Source organism: Mesorhizobium sp. B2-7-3, from assembly GCF_006440715.1.
Taxonomy (GTDB): Bacteria; Pseudomonadota; Alphaproteobacteria; order Rhizobiales; family Rhizobiaceae; genus Mesorhizobium; species Mesorhizobium australicum.
This window is the reverse complement of sequence record NZ_VFTY01000001.1, coordinates 618,583-636,508: the sequence shown is the minus strand read 5'-3', so window position 1 is coordinate 636,508 and position 17,926 is coordinate 618,583. Positions and strand designations below refer to the sequence as shown.

The 17,926-nt window shown below is 63.7% G+C and carries 19 protein-coding genes; 3 read left to right on the top strand and 16 right to left on the bottom strand.

Features of this window, described 5'->3' with window-relative positions:
• Positions 1-117 precede the first annotated feature (117 nt).
• The 5 genes from FJW04_RS03240 to tesB form a co-directional block, all read right to left on the bottom strand.
• The gene (locus tag FJW04_RS03240; RefSeq protein WP_140712293.1) at positions 118-2,778 is read right to left on the bottom strand and encodes a DNA translocase FtsK; all 2,661 of its coding nucleotides are present in this window, start codon (positions 2,776-2,778) and stop codon (positions 118-120) included.
• A 206-nt stretch (positions 2,779-2,984) separates the two neighbouring features.
• Entirely contained in the window at positions 2,985-3,263 is a 279-nt protein-coding gene (locus tag FJW04_RS03235; protein ID WP_015315051.1) for a hypothetical protein, read from the bottom strand.
• A gap of 327 nt (positions 3,264-3,590) precedes the next feature.
• Positions 3,591-4,946, bottom strand: coding sequence for an ammonium transporter (locus tag FJW04_RS03230; protein ID WP_015315050.1), 1,356 nt, complete (start codon positions 4,944-4,946; stop codon positions 3,591-3,593).
• A gap of 31 nt (positions 4,947-4,977) precedes the next feature.
• Positions 4,978-5,316, bottom strand: a complete 339-nt coding sequence (locus FJW04_RS03225; protein ID WP_015315049.1) for a P-II family nitrogen regulator — start codon at positions 5,314-5,316, stop codon at positions 4,978-4,980.
• Positions 5,317-5,613: 297 nt separating this feature from the next.
• Entirely contained in the window at positions 5,614-6,474 is an 861-nt protein-coding gene (gene tesB, locus FJW04_RS03220; protein WP_015315048.1) for an acyl-CoA thioesterase II, read from the bottom strand.
• Positions 6,475-6,572: 98 nt separating this feature from the next.
• Here tesB and FJW04_RS03215 point away from each other — a divergent pair, with 98 nt between their 5' ends.
• Positions 6,573-7,832, top strand: coding sequence for a ubiquinone biosynthesis hydroxylase (locus tag FJW04_RS03215; protein ID WP_140712291.1), 1,260 nt, complete (start codon positions 6,573-6,575; stop codon positions 7,830-7,832).
• A gap of 118 nt (positions 7,833-7,950) precedes the next feature.
• Here the strand turns inward: FJW04_RS03215 and FJW04_RS03210 are convergent, their stop codons facing one another.
• Both FJW04_RS03210 and FJW04_RS03205 read right to left on the bottom strand, forming a co-directional pair.
• The gene (locus FJW04_RS03210) at positions 7,951-8,481 is read right to left on the bottom strand and encodes a hypothetical protein (protein WP_015315046.1); all 531 of its coding nucleotides are present in this window, start codon (positions 8,479-8,481) and stop codon (positions 7,951-7,953) included.
• A 141-nt stretch (positions 8,482-8,622) separates the two neighbouring features.
• Positions 8,623-8,979, bottom strand: a complete 357-nt coding sequence (locus FJW04_RS03205) for a YciI family protein (protein ID WP_140712289.1) — start codon at positions 8,977-8,979, stop codon at positions 8,623-8,625.
• 435 nt (positions 8,980-9,414) lie between these two features.
• Between FJW04_RS03205 and FJW04_RS03195 the strand changes: the two genes are divergently transcribed.
• Positions 9,415-9,840, top strand: coding sequence for an OsmC family protein (locus FJW04_RS03195; protein WP_015315043.1), 426 nt, complete (start codon positions 9,415-9,417; stop codon positions 9,838-9,840).
• A gap of 157 nt (positions 9,841-9,997) precedes the next feature.
• Here FJW04_RS03195 and FJW04_RS03190 read toward each other — a convergent pair whose 3' ends face one another.
• From FJW04_RS03190 to FJW04_RS03155, 8 genes are all read right to left on the bottom strand, one after another.
• Complete coding sequence (locus tag FJW04_RS03190) at positions 9,998-10,627, bottom strand: DUF480 domain-containing protein (RefSeq protein WP_140618358.1); 630 nt, start codon at positions 10,625-10,627, stop codon at positions 9,998-10,000.
• The gene (locus FJW04_RS03185; RefSeq protein ID WP_246673695.1) at positions 10,624-11,496 is read right to left on the bottom strand and encodes a nucleotidyltransferase domain-containing protein; all 873 of its coding nucleotides are present in this window, start codon (positions 11,494-11,496) and stop codon (positions 10,624-10,626) included. Before FJW04_RS03185 ends, FJW04_RS03190 begins: the two co-directional genes overlap by 4 nt.
• A 20-nt stretch (positions 11,497-11,516) precedes the next feature.
• Positions 11,517-12,296 (bottom strand): succinate dehydrogenase iron-sulfur subunit, encoded by a 780-nt coding sequence (locus FJW04_RS03180; protein ID WP_140712285.1) that lies wholly within the window; start codon positions 12,294-12,296, stop codon positions 11,517-11,519.
• Positions 12,296-12,730: a DUF3052 domain-containing protein gene (locus tag FJW04_RS03175; protein WP_140712283.1), complete on the bottom strand. Its 435-nt coding sequence runs from the start codon at positions 12,728-12,730 to the stop codon at positions 12,296-12,298. The genes FJW04_RS03180 and FJW04_RS03175 overlap by 1 nt, the downstream gene beginning before the upstream one ends.
• Before the next feature lie 2 nt (positions 12,731-12,732).
• On the bottom strand, positions 12,733-14,568 hold the full coding sequence (gene sdhA, locus FJW04_RS03170) for a succinate dehydrogenase flavoprotein subunit (RefSeq protein ID WP_140712281.1): 1,836 nt from the start codon (positions 14,566-14,568) through the stop codon (positions 12,733-12,735).
• A gap of 4 nt (positions 14,569-14,572) precedes the next feature.
• Positions 14,573-14,968 (bottom strand): succinate dehydrogenase, hydrophobic membrane anchor protein, encoded by a 396-nt coding sequence (gene sdhD / locus FJW04_RS03165; protein ID WP_023771889.1) that lies wholly within the window; start codon positions 14,966-14,968, stop codon positions 14,573-14,575.
• Complete coding sequence (gene sdhC / locus FJW04_RS03160) at positions 14,968-15,384, bottom strand: succinate dehydrogenase, cytochrome b556 subunit (protein WP_140712279.1); 417 nt, start codon at positions 15,382-15,384, stop codon at positions 14,968-14,970. The genes sdhD and sdhC overlap by 1 nt, the downstream gene beginning before the upstream one ends.
• A gap of 256 nt (positions 15,385-15,640) precedes the next feature.
• Positions 15,641-16,066: a hypothetical protein gene (locus FJW04_RS03155; RefSeq protein WP_181172857.1), complete on the bottom strand. Its 426-nt coding sequence runs from the start codon at positions 16,064-16,066 to the stop codon at positions 15,641-15,643.
• A gap of 254 nt (positions 16,067-16,320) precedes the next feature.
• On the opposite strand from FJW04_RS03155, the gene FJW04_RS03150 reads away from it, so the two are divergent.
• Positions 16,321-16,683: a hypothetical protein gene (locus tag FJW04_RS03150; protein WP_140712491.1), complete on the top strand. Its 363-nt coding sequence runs from the start codon at positions 16,321-16,323 to the stop codon at positions 16,681-16,683.
• Here FJW04_RS03150 and FJW04_RS03145 read toward each other — a convergent pair.
• Positions 16,667-17,884: a GGDEF domain-containing protein gene (locus FJW04_RS03145; protein WP_140618345.1), complete on the bottom strand. Its 1,218-nt coding sequence runs from the start codon at positions 17,882-17,884 to the stop codon at positions 16,667-16,669. The two genes, FJW04_RS03150 and FJW04_RS03145, sit on opposite strands and share 17 nt — an antisense overlap.
• Positions 17,885-17,926: the final 42 nt, after the last annotated feature.

Genomic DNA, 17,926 nt, shown 5'->3' with positions numbered 1-17,926 from the left:
CGGTTCCTGATTTGGTCGCTGTCGTGAACCCCCAGTTGGGCTGAAGTTTGGCGAGGCGATCGCTGCTCAGTCGGTGAACGCGCCAGAAGGTTCAAAGTTGCCGCGAACTCTGCGCTATCAGAACTTGTCGTCTTCTGTCGGCACCAGGATTTCGCGTTTTCCGGCATGGTTGGCCGGGCCGACAATGCCTTCCTTTTCCATCTTCTCGATAATCGAGGCGGCTCTGTTATAGCCGATGCCCAGACGCCGCTGGATGTAGCTGGTCGAGGCCTTGCCGTCGCGCAGAACCACCGAAACCGCCTGATCGTAAGGGTCGTCGGAATCCTCGAAATTGCCACCGCCGCCGCCGCCGCCCGAACCGCCCTTGCCGGACGACTCGTCGTCGTCCTCGCCGTCGTCCTCGGTGATGGCGTCGAGATATTCCGGCACGCCCTGCAGCTTCAGGTGCCCGACGATCTTCTCGACCTCGTCATCGGAGACGAACGGCCCGTGCACGCGCTGGATGCGGCCGCCGCCGGCCATGTAGAGCATGTCGCCCATGCCGAGCAGCTGCTCGGCGCCCTGCTCGCCCAGAATGGTGCGGCTGTCGATCTTGGACGTCACCTGGAAGGAGATGCGGGTCGGGAAATTGGCCTTGATGGTGCCGGTGATGACGTCGACCGAGGGACGTTGCGTGGCCATGATGACGTGGATGCCGGCGGCACGCGCCATCTGCGCCAGGCGCTGGACGGCTCCTTCGATGTCCTTGCCGGCGACCATCATCAGGTCGGCCATTTCGTCGATGATGACGACGATATAGGGCATCGGCTCGAGATCGAGATCCTCGGTCTCGTAGATCGCCTCGCCTGTCTGGCGGTCGAAGCCGGTCTGCACAGTGCGCGAGATCTTTTCGCCCTTCTTCTCGGCCTGCTGCACGCGTGCGTTGAAGCCGTCGATGTTGCGCACGCCGACCTTGGACATCTTGCGGTAGCGGTCCTCCATCTCGCGCACGGTCCATTTCAGCGCCACCACCGCCTTCTTCGGGTCGGTGACCACGGGCGTCAGCAGATGCGGAATGCCGTCATAGACGGAGAGTTCGAGCATTTTCGGATCGATCATGATCAGCCGGCACTCCTGCGGGGTGAGGCGGTAGAGCAGCGACAGGATCATGGTGTTGATGGCGACCGACTTGCCCGAACCGGTGGTGCCGGCGACCAGCACGTGCGGCATCTTGGCGATGTCGACGATGACGGCTTCGCCATTGATGGTCTTGCCCAGCGCCAGCGCCAGCTTGGCCTTGGTCGTCTCGAAGTCGCGGCTGGCCATGATCTCGCGGAGGTAAACCGTTTCGCGCTTGGCGTTGGGCAGTTCGATGCCGATGGCGTTGCGGCCCGGCACCACGGCGACGCGGCAGGCGATCGCGCTCATCGAACGGGCGATGTCGTCGGAAAGGCCGATGACGCGCGACGACTTGATGCCCGGTGCGGGTTCGAGTTCGTAAAGGGTGACGACCGGACCCGGGCGAACGGCAATGATCTCGCCCTTGACGCCGAAATCCTCCAGCACGCCTTCGAGCAGGCGCGCGTTCTGTTCCAGCGCGTCCTTGGAAAGACTTGGGTCGCGCGCGACATTCTTCGGTTCGGACAGGAAATGCAGCGACGGCATTTCGAACGTGTCGGAGCCGATCAGCGAGGTTTGCGCCTCGCGCTGGACGCGGGCGCCCGGCACGGGTCGCGCCGCCGGCGCCTCCACCCGGGTGGCGGCATCGGAACGGAACTGCTGGACCTTGGCCGTGGGAGCACGCCGCTGCGCGACGGGCTCGTCATCGAAATCCATATCCGCGTCGTCGCGGCCGAAGACATCGTCGTCGTCCGGGTCGACGGAGACGCTGCGGTCGTTGACCATGGCGGCGAAGAATTCCGGTTCGACACGGGCGCGGCCGTCATGGCTCATGCGCTGCTCGGCGAACTCGGCCGACTCGACGCGTTCGGCGGCCTGGCGCCAGGCGCTGGCGCGCGGCTCCATCTCCGGTTCGAACTCGTCGCGCTCCTGCCTGCGGCGCACCGCCCGGCGATGCATCCACGCGCGGAAAGAAAGCCACCAATGGGTGATTGCGCCGAGCGCCAGTATACCCTCGTCGCCCTCGTCCTCGTCATTGTCGAACAGAAGCTCGTCCTCGCGCGGATCCGCGGCGGCCGGTTCTTCCATCACGGCGAAGCCGTTCTTGCGCCCGAGCAGCGCCGCGCCATGGGCGAACAGCCAGAGCGCGGGCGCAGCCAGCACTATGGCGAGCACGCTGGCCACCAGCCCGGTTGGATAGCCGCCGATGAGAACACCGGGGATCTTGAGCACCATGTCGCCGAAGACGCCGCCGAGGCCGGTGGGCAGCGGCCAGGTCTTGGGCGGAACGATGCAGCCGGCGATGGCGGCGGCGAGCAGCGCGAAACCGAACCAGAACAGCCCGCGCCTGGGCAGCCGGTCGACGCCGCGCGCCGAAAACAGGAGGTATCCCCAGATCACTGCCGGAACCAGCGCGGCGACCGCGGCAAGGCCGAAGAACTGCATGGCGAGGTCGGAGAACACCGCGCCGGCATAGCCCATGGCGTTGGTGACAATGTTGGCGGTGGCATGCGAGAAGCTTGGATCGGCGACGTTCCAGGTCGCGAGGCTGGCGACGGCGAAGGCCGTGAACGCGAACAGGCCGGTGCCGATCAGCCGGCCGACCTGGCGCCGCGCGAATGCCTGGATGCCGTGCCCCGTATCGGTCAGCGCGAGCCGTGCTGAAGCCCCTGAACGCATGCTCTTCCCCGTCAGTGATTGCCTGGCCGCAGCGCATGACGCACTCCGGCAGATTCGGATGCCAGACTAGGCGTGGGAAGGTTAAGGGCGCATTAACTATAAGACCGTGGGGCCGTCCTTTGGCACCGACATCTACCAGTGACCGCACCATAAGAAAAATGGCGGGCGCCCTGGCCCGCCATCCATTCGTTGGGCCGGGCAGCGTGCTACTTGCTGGCGCCGCCGAGCATCTTCACATTGGCGCAGAACTCGGCGTGCGGCTTGCTCATCGCAGCGTCCTGGCATTCCTTCATCATGGCGTCCTGCTTCTCCTTCGGCATGGCCATGAAAGCTGCCTTGAATTCCTCCATTGGCTTCATGGTCTTCATGCTGGAATCGGTGAAGAACGGCGCCATGTTGTCCGGCTCGTCCAGTGCGCCGGCAAATGCAAAGCCGCTGACCATGGAAAGTGCGAGTGCCCCGAGGCAGATATTCTTGAGGTTCATGAGAAAATTCCTTCCCTGTTTCAAAATCACGAGCGTCAGAACGACGATCGCCTCCTGAGTTCGGCGACAGAGCGGTCGATGTTTCCTCGAAAAGCTTCTTCACGCGAACGTGATTGCGTGGACTCGGACGAAGCGACAACGAATTTGCAAAAAAAAGAGGCCCGGAGCGATCCGGGCCTCAAGGCGTGACCTCCTTGCGGGAGCATCACGACGGGATGCTTTCAAAGCAATTCCAGCAGAAGGGATTCGCGGTTTTCCCTCCGGAATTGCGCGGCAAACATGGGGCCGGCGGGAGGAGGGTTCCGCCGGCCCGTTGGCAAGGATGCCTTACGGCACCACTTCGCCATGCTGGGAGATGTCGAGGCCTTCGACTTCTTCCTGGGTCGTCGGACGCAGGCCGACCAGCGCCTTGACGACGTAGAGGATGACGAAGGTGGCAACCGCCGTCCAGACAATGGTGACGGCGACACCGTAGATCTGCTTGCCGAGAGAAGCGCCCGACGAGAGGCTGTTGATCGCCGGGTCGGCAAGCACGCCGGTCAGCAGGGCGCCGACCACGCCGCCGACGCCATGCACGCCGAAGGCATCGAGCGAGTCGTCATAGCCGAACATGTGCTTCACCTTGACCGCCGAGAGGTAGCAGACGACGCCGGCGACGATGCCGACGATGAAGGCACCGGTCGGGTTGACGAAACCGGAAGCCGGCGTCACCGCGACGAGGCCCGCGACGGCGCCCGAGATGATGCCGAGCACGGAAGGCTTCTTGGCGATGATCCATTCGGCGAACATCCAGGCCAGTGCCGCGGCGGCGGTGGCAACCTGGGTGTTGAGCATGGCGGCACCGGCAAGGCCGTCGGCCGCCAGTTCCGAACCGGCGTTGAAGCCGAACCAGCCGACCCACAGCAGCGATGCGCCGATGACCGAATAGACGAGGTTGTGCGGCGCCATGTTGGTGGTGCCATAGCCTTCGCGCTTGCCGAGAACCAGTGCACAGACGAGGCCCGCGACACCGGCATTGATGTGAACGACCGTGCCGCCGGCGAAGTCGAGCACGCCAGCCGTACCGAGGAAGCCGCCACCCCAGACCCAATGCGCGATCGGCACATAGACGATCAGCAGCCACAGTGCCATGAAGATCAGCAGTGCCGAGAACTTGAAGCGTTCGGCGAAGGCGCCGGCAATCAGCGCCGGCGTGATGATGGCGAAGGTCATCTGAAACATCGAGAAGACGAATTCAGGGATGTTGGCCACACCCGGCAGCCACAGGCTGGCGGTGGTGATGCCGTGGTGGAAGAATTTCGAGGTGCCGCCGAGATAGGCATTCATGCCGCCGCCGTCGGAAAAGGCCAGCGAATAGCCGAACATGAACCATAGCACCGTCACCAGGCAGGTGATGGCGAAGCTCTGCATGACGGTGGCGAGCACGTTCTTCTTGCGCACCATGCCGCCGTAGAACAGCGCCAGGCCCGGGATGGTCATCATCAGCACCAGCGCCGTGGAGGTCAGCATCCAGGCGGTGTTGCCGGTATCGAGCACCGGGGTGGGTGCGGCGGCAGGTGCCGCGGCAGCGGCAGCGGGTGCGGCTTCCTGCGCGAAGGCGGCGACGCTGCCCAGCGCTGCGAGAGCGAGCGTGCCCAGAAGGGCCGCTCGTCCCGTCGTCTTCAAGGTGGAAGGAATATTCATTGAACTCTCCATTGGAATACGTGTTCGCCGCTCAGAGCGCGTCGCTGTCTGTTTCGCCGGTGCGGATGCGCACCGCCTGGTCGATGCCGAAAACGAAGATCTTGCCGTCGCCGATCTGGCCGGTCTTGGCCGCGGCGGTGATGGCTTCGACGGCCTTGTCGACCATGTCGGCCGCGACCGCGACCTCGATCTTGATCTTCGGCAGGAAAGAGACCGCGTATTCCGCCCCCCGATAGATTTCCGTATGCCCCTTCTGACGCCCGTAGCCTTTGACTTCGGTGACGGTCAGGCCCTGGATGCCGACGGCGGTAAGCGCTTCGCGTACCTCGTCCAGCTTGAACGGCTTGATGATTGCCATCACGATTTTCATAGGTTCACCCTTTGCTGTTGCGGTGCCCCGCGTTTGCACGACTTCACCGATCCCAAAGAGCCGGAGAGTGCCCCCAAGGATTCAAGCTCCGTGCCAAGTGCCGAAGCAGGGCGTTAACCTATTGGAAACAAAGGGAATGGAGCGCCCGCCGCCAATTGCTGTATGCATGTGCGGCACGCCGCATGCTCAAAATTTAAGCAATTTTGTGAAATTGCCTAATTTGCCGGCTTTGAGCATGATCAGGAAAAATGGATCGGCTTTCGCAAAGAATCTTGCTCAAACAAGACTCGCGAATGCTCAACGCTTGAGCCGGATCAACCCTTCCTGTGCCATCGAGGCGATCAGCGTGCCGTCACGGGCATAGAGCGTGCCGCGGCTGAAACCGCGCGATCCCGAACTCGAGGGGCTGTCCTGCGCATAAAGCAGCCAGCCGTCGAGCGAATGCGGCCGATGGAACCACATCGAATGGTCGAGGCTGGCGGCCTGGATGTCGGGATCGAACAGGCCGCGCCCATGGGCGAAGGTCGAGGTGTCGAGCAGCGTCATATCGGAGAGGTAGGCGAGCAGCACCGACTGCAGCGCGCGGTCGTCGGGAACCGGCCCGGCAAGGCGGATCCAGACGTTCTGCCGGGGCGGCAGCTTGTCGCGGCTTTCATAGTGCTGGAGGTTGACCGGCCGCAACTCCAGCGGCCGCTCGCGCGCCCAGAAACGGCGAACCGCCTCCGGTACCCGGTCGGCCGTTTCGAGCAGCTGGCGCTGCGTCTTCAGCCCTTCCGGCGGCGGCACGTCGTCAGGTAGCGCGAACTGGTGCTCGAGCCCCTTCTCGTCGACCTGGAACGAGGCTTCCAGCGAAAAGATCGCCTGTCCGTGCTGGATTGCCAGCACCCTCCGCGTGGTGAAGGAACCGCCGTCGCGGATGCGATCGACCTCGTAGATGATCGGCACCTTGATGTCGCCCGGGCGCATGAAATAGCCATGCAGCGAATGCACGAAACGGTCGGGCTCCACCGTTCGCTGCGCCGCCACCAGCGCCTGCGCGATGGTCTGGCCGCCGAACACGCGCTGCCACTCCACCTGGGGGCTGCGACCACGATACAGATTGTGTTCCAGCTTCTCGAGGTCGAGAATGCGCAGAAGCTCGTCGATCGCCGCCGTCATGTTTTGTGACCTCGCCGCAAAATTGCTATGGCGGTTTCCGACAGGAAGAACGAGCCGTCAAGGGCGCAAGCCCCGTAGCCGCGCAAGGAGCCAAGACAATGGAACGCAAGGCGGACGCCAAGGCCAGATCCGGGATCGATGTTCTCGTCGCGGGTGCCGGCTATGTCGGCCTGGCCGCCGCGGTCTCGCTGAAACAGGCTCGCCCGGGCCTCGCCGTGGCGCTGGTCGACGCGGCGCCCGCCGGTTCCTGGCAAAGGGATGGCCGCGCTTCCGCCATCGCCGCGGCGGCCTGCCGCATGCTCGACCAGCTCGGCGTCTGGGCCGAGATCGCGCCGAAGGCGCAGGCGATCACTGAGATGATCATCACCGATTCACGCAGCGCCGATCCGGTGCGCCCGGTCTTCCTGACCTTCGGCGGCGAGGTGGCGCCGGGTGAGCCTTTCGCGCATATGGTCGCCAACAGGGCGTTGAACGGCGCCTTGCGGGCCAAAGCCGAACAGCTCGGCATCGACATCATCGAAGGCGTGGCGGTGCAAGGTTTTGAGACCAATGGAGCCGGCATGTCAGTGCATCTGGCGGACGGCGCCACGTTGGCGGCGCGGCTGCTGGTCGCCGCCGACGGCGTCAATTCGAAGCTGCGTGACATGGCTGGCATCAAGACGGTGAAGTGGGACTATGGCCAATCGGGCATCGTCTGCACCGTGGCGCATGAACGCCCGCACAATGGCCGCGCCGAAGAGCATTTCCTGCCCGCCGGCCCGTTCGCCACGCTGCCGCTGATACCCGACGAGGACGGCACCAACCGCTCTTCGATCGTCTGGGTCGAACGGGCGGAAGATGCGAAAACGCTCGTCGAAGGCGACGATCTCGTCTTCGAACACGAACTTGAACAACGTTTTGGGCTGAAACTTGGAGAAATCCGCGTCGCCGACAAGCCGCGCACCTGGCCGCTTGGTCTCACCATCGCGCGCGCCTTCGTGGCACCGCGCATCGCGCTTGCCGGCGATGCCGCCCACGGCATCCATCCGATCGCCGGCCAGGGGCTCAATCTCGGCTTCAAGGATGTGGCCGCCCTTGCCGAGGTGATCGTCGAGGCCGACCGGCTCGGCCAGGACATCGGCGCGCTCGACGTGCTGGAACGCTATCAGCAATGGCGCCGTTTCGACACGGTGCAGATGGGCATCACGACCGATGTGCTGAACCGGCTGTTTTCCAACGACATCACCCCGCTGCGCACCGTCCGCGACATCGGCCTCGGTCTCGTCGAGCGTATGCCGCGGCTGAAGGAGTTCTTCATCCGCCAGGCATCGGGACTATCCGCGGGCACGCCGCGCCTGCTGAAGGGCGAGGCGATTTGATCGTCTCGCTGACTTGACGTCGCGGCCTGTGGGCTGCGCCGCGTCGCTTCGCTCCTTGCTCCGCCATGGGGATGAGAATGCAGCGGGAGTTTCGCGCCAATCGCCGAGGCTGGCGATCTCAGTTCACTTCAAAACCAAGCTTCTGGCGCAGCCGCAGCATGCGCTGGTCGGGTATCTTCAGGCTCTGCTCTCCGCCCTGAGCCACCCGGTTCAGCATTTGCAGCAGATCGTCCCGTTCGTTCGGGTCGAGGCGTTCGCGCAGGAAGGGCGCCAGCTTGTCGATGACGATGGTAGTGTCGTCTATCTGGGTCGCGGCCCACTTGGCATAGACAACCGCCTCGTCGGTCTTCTTCGGCCCGGCTGCGATCTGCGAAATCACCTCGCGAATGACGGCCTCGCGCCGCGGCAGAACAGGGCCATCTTCCGAAACGATCGCGGTGATCAGCGTCGCTGCCGCCACCACCGGATCATCGATCGCCGTCAGCGGCGAAAGCGCGGCCTGCTTGCGCAGCTTCTTGCGCCGGATGTTGCCTTGAACGCGCCCGACGACTTCGGCGACCTCGCGCGCGGCGTCGTTCATCGCCTTCATCCGGTACCACCACAATGCCGCCGCTCCGAGCACGCCAAGGACAGCAATCAGGAAAGGCATGTCCAAATCCCCCAAAGTCTTGGGCGACGATAGGAGAACTCGTGGCTTGCTTCAACACGCAAGAATTGAGTCCCGGCAAGGCAGGACCTTCGCTCAACCGAACGCCCAGGTTTATAAGGGAGCGCAACGCATGACAGGGAATTAAGCCCCCGGCACGTTGTAGATCGCGCGCACTTCGATCGTACCGATTTCGGCCAGCGGAATCTCGCCGGCGATGTCCAGCGCCTCGTCGAGATCCTTCGCTTCGATCATGACGAAACCGAGCAACTGCTCCTTCGTTTCCGCGAACGGGCCGTCGGTGATCAGCTGCTTGCCCTTGCGCCGCCGTACGGTCTTCGACGTCTTCACCGATTGCAGTGCCTGCGCGATGATCAGCTTGCCTTGTTGATCCAATGACCTGTCATAGGCCAGCGAGTCGGCATCGAGCTTGGCGGCACCCTCGGCGGTCATGGCATGGAGCTCTTTTTCCTCACCATAGACCAGGCAGACATATTTCATTTCGAGCTCCCTTCTTTTGAAAAACCATAGGCTGCGGCGACAGCCATGTCAGCCTGCCCGCGGCCGTTGCCGCATGGTCGAGAAGGCATGCCGCGACCGTGATGATGGCAAGCGCCGCCAGCAGCCTGCCGAGGCCGGACGCCGGCGGGTCCAGCCAGAAGTCCTCCTGTCGCCCAGGCCCGCGGCCTGGCCTCTTCCACAGCGCGAAAAACAGATTGTCCATGTCAACCTCCATCGGGCCACAAATCCCGTGGCCTCCCGCAGGACGGCCGGCCCGGATGGAAGCCGACATTTTTGCGTGGGTATTTTTTCGGCGGAAAGGGCCGTCATCGTGCCGTGGTCCAAACAGCGCAGTGGTCTTCGCCGACGTCCGCGCTATAGTTGGCCGGACGCTGGCTCACCCAGGACAAGTTCACGACAACCCAGGAGGACTTCATGGACCGCACCGCAAACGCCGTCTGGAAAGGCAATTTGAAAGACGGCAAGGGCACGCTCGACACGCAGAGCGGGACCCTGAAGGGTACGCCCTATTCGTTCAAGGCGCGCTTCGAGGACGAAAGCGGCAAATCCGGCACCAATCCGGAAGAACTGATCGCGGCCGCCCATGCCGGCTGCTACGCCATGCAGCTGTCGCATTTCCTCGCCGAAAACGGCACGCCGGCGCAAGAACTCGACGCCAAGGCCGTGGTCACGCTGGTTCCCGGCACCGGCATCACCGGCAGCGCCATCACCCTGGTCGGCAAGGTGCCCGGCATCGATGCGGCGAAGTTCAAGGAATTGGCCGAGAAGGCCAAGGCCGAATGCCCGGTCTCTCAAGCGCTCGGCGCGATCAAGGTTTCGCTCGACGCCAGGCTTGGCTGAAGGGCTTGGCCTGAAGTGACAAACGCCGGCTCCAGGGCCGGCGTTTCTGCATCGGAGATTGGCGAAAGCGGTCGCAGCATCCAATGTTCCCCTCGTGGGGAGATGCCCGGCAGAACAGAGGGGGGCGCCGTCCCGCCGACGTCTCGGATTGGTGGCCTCAACCCCCCAGCGCATCAAGCCGGGCGCGAAGGGCCGCGACTTCCTGCTCCAGCGCCTCCAACCTCGCTTCCAGATGGGAGGCAGGCGCGGCCGGCGCACTGCGCTGAGCCGAGAGGGCGGCAACATCCACTGGACCGGCGAGCAGATGCACGTAGCGGTCCTCGCGCTGGCCCGGCCCGCGTGGGATTTCCTGGACCAATGGCGGCCGGCGGCCGATCAGCATGTCGAGTTCGCCGCGCAGGTCTTCGATCGATGAAAACCGCGCCATGCGCTCAGCTCGCGCCAGGAGTTCATGTGCCGTCTGCGGTCCGCGCAGCAAGAGCAGACCGAGCAACGCGGTCTGCGGCGTGGTCAGTGAGAAACGCTGCGCCATCTGATGCTCGTAGCGCTCGACGCGCGAACCGAACATCTGCCGGACCAGTCCTTTCTGCTCCAGCAGCTTCAACGCCCTGTGCACCTCCGTCTGTTCCAGCGTCATGACAGGCTCGCGCGCCGTCTTCTGGTTGGCCGCGGCAAGTGCCGCGTTGAGCGTCAGCGGATAGACGTCCGGCGTCAGCTCCTTCTTCTCGATCAAGCAGCCGAGCACGCGGGCTTCGGCGGGAGAGAGGATGGGAAGGTCTTCGCTCATTGAAGTTCAGCCTCCCGACGATAAAAATCGATTGCAAGTGCCTGTGCGCGCGCCTGGCGGGCCTCGTCCCTGACCATGGCGGCAAGATTCATATGATGGTGACCATAGCGCGCTTCGAGATAGCGTGCGATTGCAATTGGGATGGGACCGGACCCCATCTCCCGCGTCTGGCTTTTCAGCTCGATCAGGCGACGGATTTCCTCGCCCGCAGGGGCCGGCACGTCCGTCTCGTCAAGGCATTGGCCAAGGTTCATCGGCGGTAGGCTGGCGAAGCGGCGCCGTTCCATCCAGTCGAGAGCCACCAGCGGGCGGATCAGGTAGAACAGCTTCTTCAGCTTCACTTCGCCAGAAAAACTGCCGATCTTGGCGACGTGCGAGCGCGCCAGGCCGAGATAGTGGTGCGATACCTTTCCCGGATCGACGATCTCGGCCAGCAGGTCGAGAAGGCGCGCGCGAAATCCCTCGACTTCTTCATAGACGATAGGCGATTTCGTCCATTCGACGATGACCGCATTGCCGCCGAGTGCCAGAAGCAAAGCCTTGCGCAGATCCCAGCCACCGGCATCGATCTCGCCTTCAATCGGGAACTCGATCACGTCGCGCGGCTGCTGCAGGACCAGATGATCCGAGATCGGCCTGATATAGACAAAACGGCAATCATAGTCGCTGTCTGGCGACGGAAACCCCCAGGCGCGACTGCCACTTTCGATGGCGAAAAGGATTCTTACACCTTGCGCTCGCACCAGATCGAGTCGTGCCCGAATTGCTGCGACGGAGTCCAGGGAGAAATCAGCGGGTAACGTCAGCTTCAGACTATTCTCTCCACCATCATTTTCTTGATCTCGGCAACCATGTCGCCGAAGGCGCACAAAAAGAAAAACGATCGCCGTCAGACGCGCCGCTCCACCATCATCTTCTTGATCTCGGCGATCGCCTTCGCGGGATTGAGCCCCTTCGGGCAGGTCTGCGCGCAGTTCATGATGGTGTGGCAGCGATAGAGCCGGAACGGGTCTTCGAGATTGTCGAGCCGTTCCCCCTTGGCCTCGTCGCGGCTGTCGATCAGCCAGCGATAGGCCTGCAGCAGCGTCGCCGGGCCGAGATAGCGGTCGCCGTTCCACCAGTAGCTCGGGCACGAGGTCGAGCAGCAGGCGCACAATATGCACTCGTAAAGCCCGTCGAGCTTTTCGCGGTCCTCGTGGCTCTGCAGCCATTCCTTGGCCGGCGTTGGCGACACCGTCTTCAGCCATGGCTCGATGGAGGCGTGCTGGGCGTAGAAATTGGTAAGATCGGGCACCAGATCCTTGATCACGGGCATATGCGGAAGCGGATAGATCTTGATCGCGCCCGATATGTCGTCGCAGCCCTTGGTGCAGGCGAGCGTGTTCGAGCCGTCGATGTTCATGGCGCAGGAACCGCAAATGCCTTCGCGGCAGGAGCGGCGCAAGGTCAGCGTCGGGTCGATCTTGTTCTTGATCCACAGCAGCGCGTCGAGCACCATCGGCCCGCAATCGTCCATATCGACGAAGTAGGTGTCCATGCGCGGGTTCTCGTCGTCGTCCGGCGACCAGCGATAGATGCGGTATTCCCTGAGATTGGTGGCAGCCTCCGGCTTCGGCCAGGTCTTGCCCTGCTGGACCTTCGAGTTCTTTGGGAGCGTGAGTTCGACCATTACCTCAGGTCCTTTCGGATGACGAGCTTCAGTCCGGACCAGATTTCGTTCACGGCGGCGATCTTGACGTCGACAAGGTCGAGCTTGAGCGCTTCAGCACGGACAACGCCCTCGGTGACGTCGGTGGCCACTTTCGAGGCCTTCTTTGGCCAGGAGACCCAGACCATGCCGTCGCGCTTGATCGCCACCTCGAGTGCGCCGAGGCGATCCTCGATCTCGGCGCGCTGTCTGGTGAAGGCGTGGATGGCGTCGTATTTCAACACCACGCCCGAAATGTCGGACCATTCGGCCAGCCGGTCGACCTCGGCGAAATCGACGGCCTCGGCGAGGTCCGTGAGTTCCGGCGGCAGGGCGATGAAGGCAGCCATCATCCCATCCTTCAGGCCGAGCTTGGCCGGAAGGGACGTACCGGAATATCCCGCCGCCGTCGCCATCCTCAGTACACCCTGGCCTTCGGCGCTATCTTGGCCAGACTGATGCCGCCGTCCTTTTCGGCCAAAAGCGGCTCGGTGTGCACCGGCCTATAGGTCAGCGTCACCGCGCCGTCCTCACTGAGATGGGCGAGCGTATGCTTGCGCCAGTTGGCGTCGTCGCGGGCGGAAAAATCTTCCCGGGCATGCGCGCCACGGCTCTCCTTGCGCGCCTCGGCGCCGTAGACGGTGGTGATGGCGTTGGCCATCAGGTTTTCCAGTTCCAGCGTCTCGACCAGGTCCGAGTTCCAGATCATCGAGCGGTCGAAGACTTTGACATCCTTGAGCTCGGTCCAGATTTCCGAAATGCGCTTGCAGCCGTTTTCGAGCGATTCCTGCGTGCGGAACACGGCGGCATCTTCCTGCATCGCCTTTTGCATCTTTTCACGAAGGACAGCCGTCGGCGTCGAGCCGTTGGCGTGGCGGAGCCGGTCGAAGCGATCCATGATCTTGTCGACCGAAGCCTTGTTGGGCGACGGGATCGCCGCCTTGCGGTCGATGACCTGGCCGGCGCGGATCGCCGCGGCGCGGCCGAACACCACCAGGTCGATCAGCGAGTTCGAGCCAAGCCGGTTGGCGCCGTGCACGGAAGCGCAACCGGCCTCGCCGACCGCCATCAGGCCGGGCGAGACCCGGTCGGGGTTGTCCGCGGTTGGATTGAGCACCTCGCCCCAATAGTTGGTCGGCACGCCGCCCATATTGTAGTGCACCGTCGGCAGCACCGGGATCGGCTCCTTGGTCAGGTCGACGCCGGCGAAGATTTTCGCCGACTCCGAAATGCCTGGAAGCCTTTCGTGCAAGACCGCCGGATCGAGATGATCGAGGTGCAGGAAGATGTGGTCCTTGGCCTTGCCGACGCCGCGGCCCTCGCGAATTTCCAGCGTCATGCAGCGCGAGACGACATCGCGCGAGGCGAGGTCCTTGGCCGACGGTGCGTAGCGCTCCATGAAGCGTTCGCCCTCGGAGTTGACGAGATAGCCGCCCTCGCCGCGCGCGCCCTCGGTAATCAGGCAGCCGGCGCCATAGATTCCGGTCGGGTGAAACTGCACGAACTCCATGTCCTGCAACGGGAACCCCGCCCGCGCCGCCATGCCGCCACCGTCGCCGGTGCAGGTGTGCGCCGAGGTCGCCGAAAAATAGGCGCGCCCATAGCCGCCGGTCGCCAGCACCACCATCTTGGCCGAGAAGCGGTGGATGGTGCCGTCGTCCAGATTCCACGCCACGACGCCGGTGCAGGTGCCGTCCGGTTCCATGATCAGATCGAGCGCGAAATACTCGATGAAGAACTGCGCGTTGTTCTTCAGCGACTGGCCGTAGAGCGTGTGCAGGATGGCATGGCCGGTGCGGTCGGCGGCCGCACAGGTGCGCTGCACCGGCGGCCCGTCGCCATAGTTCATCATGTGGCCGCCGAACGGCCGCTGGTAGATCTTGCCCTCTTCGGTGCGCGAGAACGGCACGCCGTAATGTTCGAGTTCGTAAACGGCGGCCGGGGCTTCGCGCACCAGATATTCCATGGCGTCGACATCGCCCAGCCAGTCCGAGCCCTTGACGGTGTCGTACATGTGCCACTGCCAGGAATCCGGGCCCATGTTTGACAGCGACGCGGCGATGCCGCCTTGCGCGGCAACCGTGTGCGAGCGGGTCGGGAACACCTTGGTGATGCAGGCGGTGCGCAGGCCCTGTTCAGCCATGCCAAGCGTGGCGCGCAGCCCGGCGCCGCCGGCGCCGACGACGACCACGTCGAACTTGTGATCGACAAAGGTGTAGCCTGCCGCGTTGGCTGATTTCGTGTCCTGGGCCAAGACTTCAGCCTCCGAATGCCAGTTTCAGCAGGGCGAACAGCGAAGCGACGCCGACTGCTATGGTGAAGAATGTGTTGAGGGCGATCAGCGCCAGCTTCATGCCTTCGCCATGCACATAGTCCTCGATGATCACCTGCATGCCGATCCGCATATGATAGAGCGGCGAGATGAGCACCAGGGCCATCACCAGCGCCACGAACGGGTTGGCGAGCGCAGCCCGCACCTGTGCATAGCCGGCGCCGTTGAGCGCGATCAGGAACCCGGTGAAAAACAGGATCAGCGGGATGTTGGCGATCGCCGTCAATCGCTGGCGCCAGAAATGCCCGGTGCCTTCGCGGGCAGAGCCCAGGCCGCGCACCCTGGCCAGCGGGGTACGCATGTCGGTGTTCTTCGCACTCATCACAAGGCTCCCCGCGCCATGGTGCCGGCGACCCAGATCAGCAGCGTGAGCAGAACCGAGCCGGCAAGCGTCGCCCAGGCGATCTTCGAGGCCGTGTGTTTTTCCAGCCCGGCCCCGGTGTCCCAGATCAGATGGCGGACACCGCCCAGCATGTGATGCATCAGCGCCCAGCTATAGCCGAACAGGATCAGCCGCCCGATCCAGGTGCCGAAGGCCCAGTTCACCCAATCGAAAGCCGGCTGCGAGGATGCCGCCGCCATCAGCCAGACGGCAACCAGCAGCGTGCCGAAGTAAAGCGCGCCCCCGGTGATGCGATGGATGATCGACATCGTCATGGTGATCGGCGGCCGGTACACGCTCAGGTGCGGCGAAAGCGGCCTTTCGCGTCTGGCTTGGGTGGCTGGTGATTTACTCATGGCTGCCCCAGTTCGGCGTCTGCCGCCTCAGGTGGAAATGCGGCATTGCCGCTTCCGGTTGCGACTTCGGACAGCCGGTTTCTAATGCTCTTTTTGCACCGCGTCAAAGCCAGAAAACCGTTTCGAAAACGTAATTTAGTCTGACTAAAAGCCCGGATGCGGCTTCAATCGATTAGCGGGCGAACGGCCGAAGCCGGCTTGATATCGCTGCAGTGCAGCATGTCTCGCCAGGGGCGCGGCCGTGTCGAGATTTGGCTCACCGGGTGCAGGTCTGCGGCGTCGATCCCTTCTTCATCACCAGCGCCTCGCGTCCGTCGATCACGATTGCGTCATGCGTGACCGCCTGGTAGCGGCTGCTCTGGTTTGCCGGTGACGCCGCGAACTCCTCGGTGGCGCCTTCCTGGCCGACCACGCGCAGCAACGTGCCGAGATTCTGAATGGTGATCATGCCGCCATTGCCGCATCTGTAGGTGGCCGTGCCCGCGGTGAAGCGCGGGGCGGTGAGGTCGGTGGTGATCTTGGTCGATGGTCGCGCGGACTGTGGCTGGACGGGAGCAGCAGGCGCCACCACGGGTGTCGCTGTGTTGGCGGCCTTGGGCGCGCCGTCCTCCGGCACACAGGCGCCGGCCGCGAGAAGCAGCGGAATAGCGAACGACATCCGAAGCGTTCGGTCAAACATCATGTGCTGCCCCCTCATGGCCGGGCACGCTAGCCACGCGGCGCGCCAAGATCAAGTTACCCCGGATTCGAGCGGCCATGTCGTCCCGTTGGGACATCGGCGGCGACCGCGAAATTAACCATGTTCATTAAGAAACGGCCGTTGGACCGCTCCTCCCCTTAACAAAGGTTAAGAAAGGGTTAATTTCCGATTAGGACCAGATCGGGGCGCGATCTCTCTCGCGCCGACAAAGGGAGAGCGACATGCGTTCTAGATCAGTGCTCACCAAATCAGTGCGGACAAGCCTCGCGGCCCTCACGCTGGCAGCGCTTGCCGTCACGGTGGCCGCGCCGGCCGAGGCCGGTTTGCGCCATCATGACCGCGTCTACGCCGATTCGCTCGGCAATCTCGTCATCGACAGCGCAGCCGGCTACAAGCGCATCATCGTCGGCGAAGGCAAGCTGGCCAGGCAATTGTCCGACTACACCAGCGCCGGCCAGCCCAAGGTGATCTACCAGAACGAATCCGACGACATATCGGGCGAAGGCGACTGCTACCGCCCGCCGGTGTTCGTCAAGGGCCGCTCCTATATGTACGGCCTGTCCGACGGCGAAATGCCGGAGCTCAGCCCCTGCCGTTGATGCGGGCCTGACCGATTTTGAACACGGCCAGCCCATCGGCTGGCCCGGTGGAGACACGCACGCAGTCGCGCCCGGCATTCTTTGCCAGGTAGAGCGCTTCATCCGCGCGCCGCATCAGGTCGGAAAACCCCTCGCTCACGTGGAGCTCGGCAATCCCGAAGCTCGACGTGCAGCGGCTGTCGGCCGGCAACCCGCTGATGGGCAATGCGCCGAACGCGTGGCGGGTGCCTTCCGCGAACAGCCGGGCGGCTGCAAGGTTGGCGCCTGTCAGGATAACGGCGAACTCCTCGCCACCGATGCGGCCAACCACGTGATGGCCCTCGGCCGCTTCTCGCAACAGGCCGGCAAAGGCCTCGATCACCCGGTCGCCGGAGGCATGGCCGAAGCTGTCGTTGACGGACTTGAAATGATCGAGATCGGCAATGACCATCGCCACCGGCACGCCCAGGCGCGTGGCGTCGTGTACGGCCAGCTCCGCATGACGCGTGAAGCCGCCACGGTTGAGCAGGCCCGACAGCGTGTCCACCTCCGACTTCGACGTCACTTCGGCAAGCACATCGCGAACGAGAATGCCCAGCGTCAGCAGCGCCAGTGCCAGGGCAAAGACAGTGCCCAGCGATTGCGACACCAGCGCGTAGCTGCTTTGCAGATAGGCCTGCGGATTGGCGCCCCAGCCGCCGAGCGCATGCGCGATGAACGGCTTTGAGGCAAACTGCAGGCCGCTGGCCGCCAGCACCGCCATCAAGATCAGATCGAGGCGACCGCGGCTTTGCCTAGACGTCCAGACGATGCCAAGGCCAACGACCTGCATGGCGGCGTAGGGAAGCTGGTAGGCCATGATGCGGGTGAGCGACTGGCGCGGCAGATCCTGCACGAAATAGACCGCGAGGGTGGTTGCGGCCAGGAAGAACAGCATCGGCGTCCATGGCGGCGCCACGCCATATTTGCGGGCAAGTCCGCCGTTGAAGGCAATGGTGGCGCCGAGGAAAACGGCAAAGGCCGTAACCACAGGAAGCCGCGCATCGTTGAAGGCCGGAATGCTGAATTCGATCGCCGAATAGACCACGCCCAGGACATAAGCTGACGCCATCCAGCGCGCCGGCGCGCGGCCGGCATCATGGAACGAGACAGCCATGAAGGATACCGCCAGCAGGCCGGCAACCGCCAGATTGATCAACAGGATGAAGTTGGCGCCGCTCATCTATCCTCAAACCCCCGCCGACAGCTAAACATCGACGGGCGA

Excerpts from the sequence above, each read along its gene's own strand:
- FJW04_RS03240 (WP_140712293.1), bottom strand. The coding sequence starts at position 2,778 with ATGCGTTCAGGGGCTTCAGCACGGCTCGCGCTGACCGATACGGGGCAC.
- FJW04_RS03235 (WP_015315051.1), bottom strand. The coding sequence starts at position 3,263 with ATGAACCTCAAGAATATCTGCCTCGGGGCACTCGCACTTTCCATGGTC.
- FJW04_RS03230 (WP_015315050.1), bottom strand. The coding sequence starts at position 4,946 with ATGAATATTCCTTCCACCTTGAAGACGACGGGACGAGCGGCCCTTCTG.
- FJW04_RS03225 (WP_015315049.1), bottom strand. The coding sequence starts at position 5,316 with ATGAAAATCGTGATGGCAATCATCAAGCCGTTCAAGCTGGACGAGGTA.
- tesB (WP_015315048.1), bottom strand. The coding sequence starts at position 6,474 with ATGACGGCGGCGATCGACGAGCTTCTGCGCATTCTCGACCTCGAGAAG.
- FJW04_RS03215 (WP_140712291.1), top strand. The coding sequence starts at position 6,573 with ATGGAACGCAAGGCGGACGCCAAGGCCAGATCCGGGATCGATGTTCTC.
- FJW04_RS03210 (WP_015315046.1), bottom strand. The coding sequence starts at position 8,481 with ATGCCTTTCCTGATTGCTGTCCTTGGCGTGCTCGGAGCGGCGGCATTG.
- FJW04_RS03205 (WP_140712289.1), bottom strand. The coding sequence starts at position 8,979 with ATGAAATATGTCTGCCTGGTCTATGGTGAGGAAAAAGAGCTCCATGCC.
- FJW04_RS03195 (WP_015315043.1), top strand. The coding sequence starts at position 9,415 with ATGGACCGCACCGCAAACGCCGTCTGGAAAGGCAATTTGAAAGACGGC.
- FJW04_RS03190 (WP_140618358.1), bottom strand. The coding sequence starts at position 10,627 with ATGAGCGAAGACCTTCCCATCCTCTCTCCCGCCGAAGCCCGCGTGCTC.
- FJW04_RS03180 (WP_140712285.1), bottom strand. The coding sequence starts at position 12,296 with ATGGTCGAACTCACGCTCCCAAAGAACTCGAAGGTCCAGCAGGGCAAG.
- FJW04_RS03175 (WP_140712283.1), bottom strand. The coding sequence starts at position 12,730 with ATGGCGACGGCGGCGGGATATTCCGGTACGTCCCTTCCGGCCAAGCTC.
- sdhD (WP_023771889.1), bottom strand. The coding sequence starts at position 14,968 with ATGAGTGCGAAGAACACCGACATGCGTACCCCGCTGGCCAGGGTGCGC.
- sdhC (WP_140712279.1), bottom strand. The coding sequence starts at position 15,384 with ATGAGTAAATCACCAGCCACCCAAGCCAGACGCGAAAGGCCGCTTTCG.
- FJW04_RS03155 (WP_181172857.1), bottom strand. The coding sequence starts at position 16,066 with ATGATGTTTGACCGAACGCTTCGGATGTCGTTCGCTATTCCGCTGCTT.
- FJW04_RS03145 (WP_140618345.1), bottom strand. The coding sequence starts at position 17,884 with ATGAGCGGCGCCAACTTCATCCTGTTGATCAATCTGGCGGTTGCCGGC.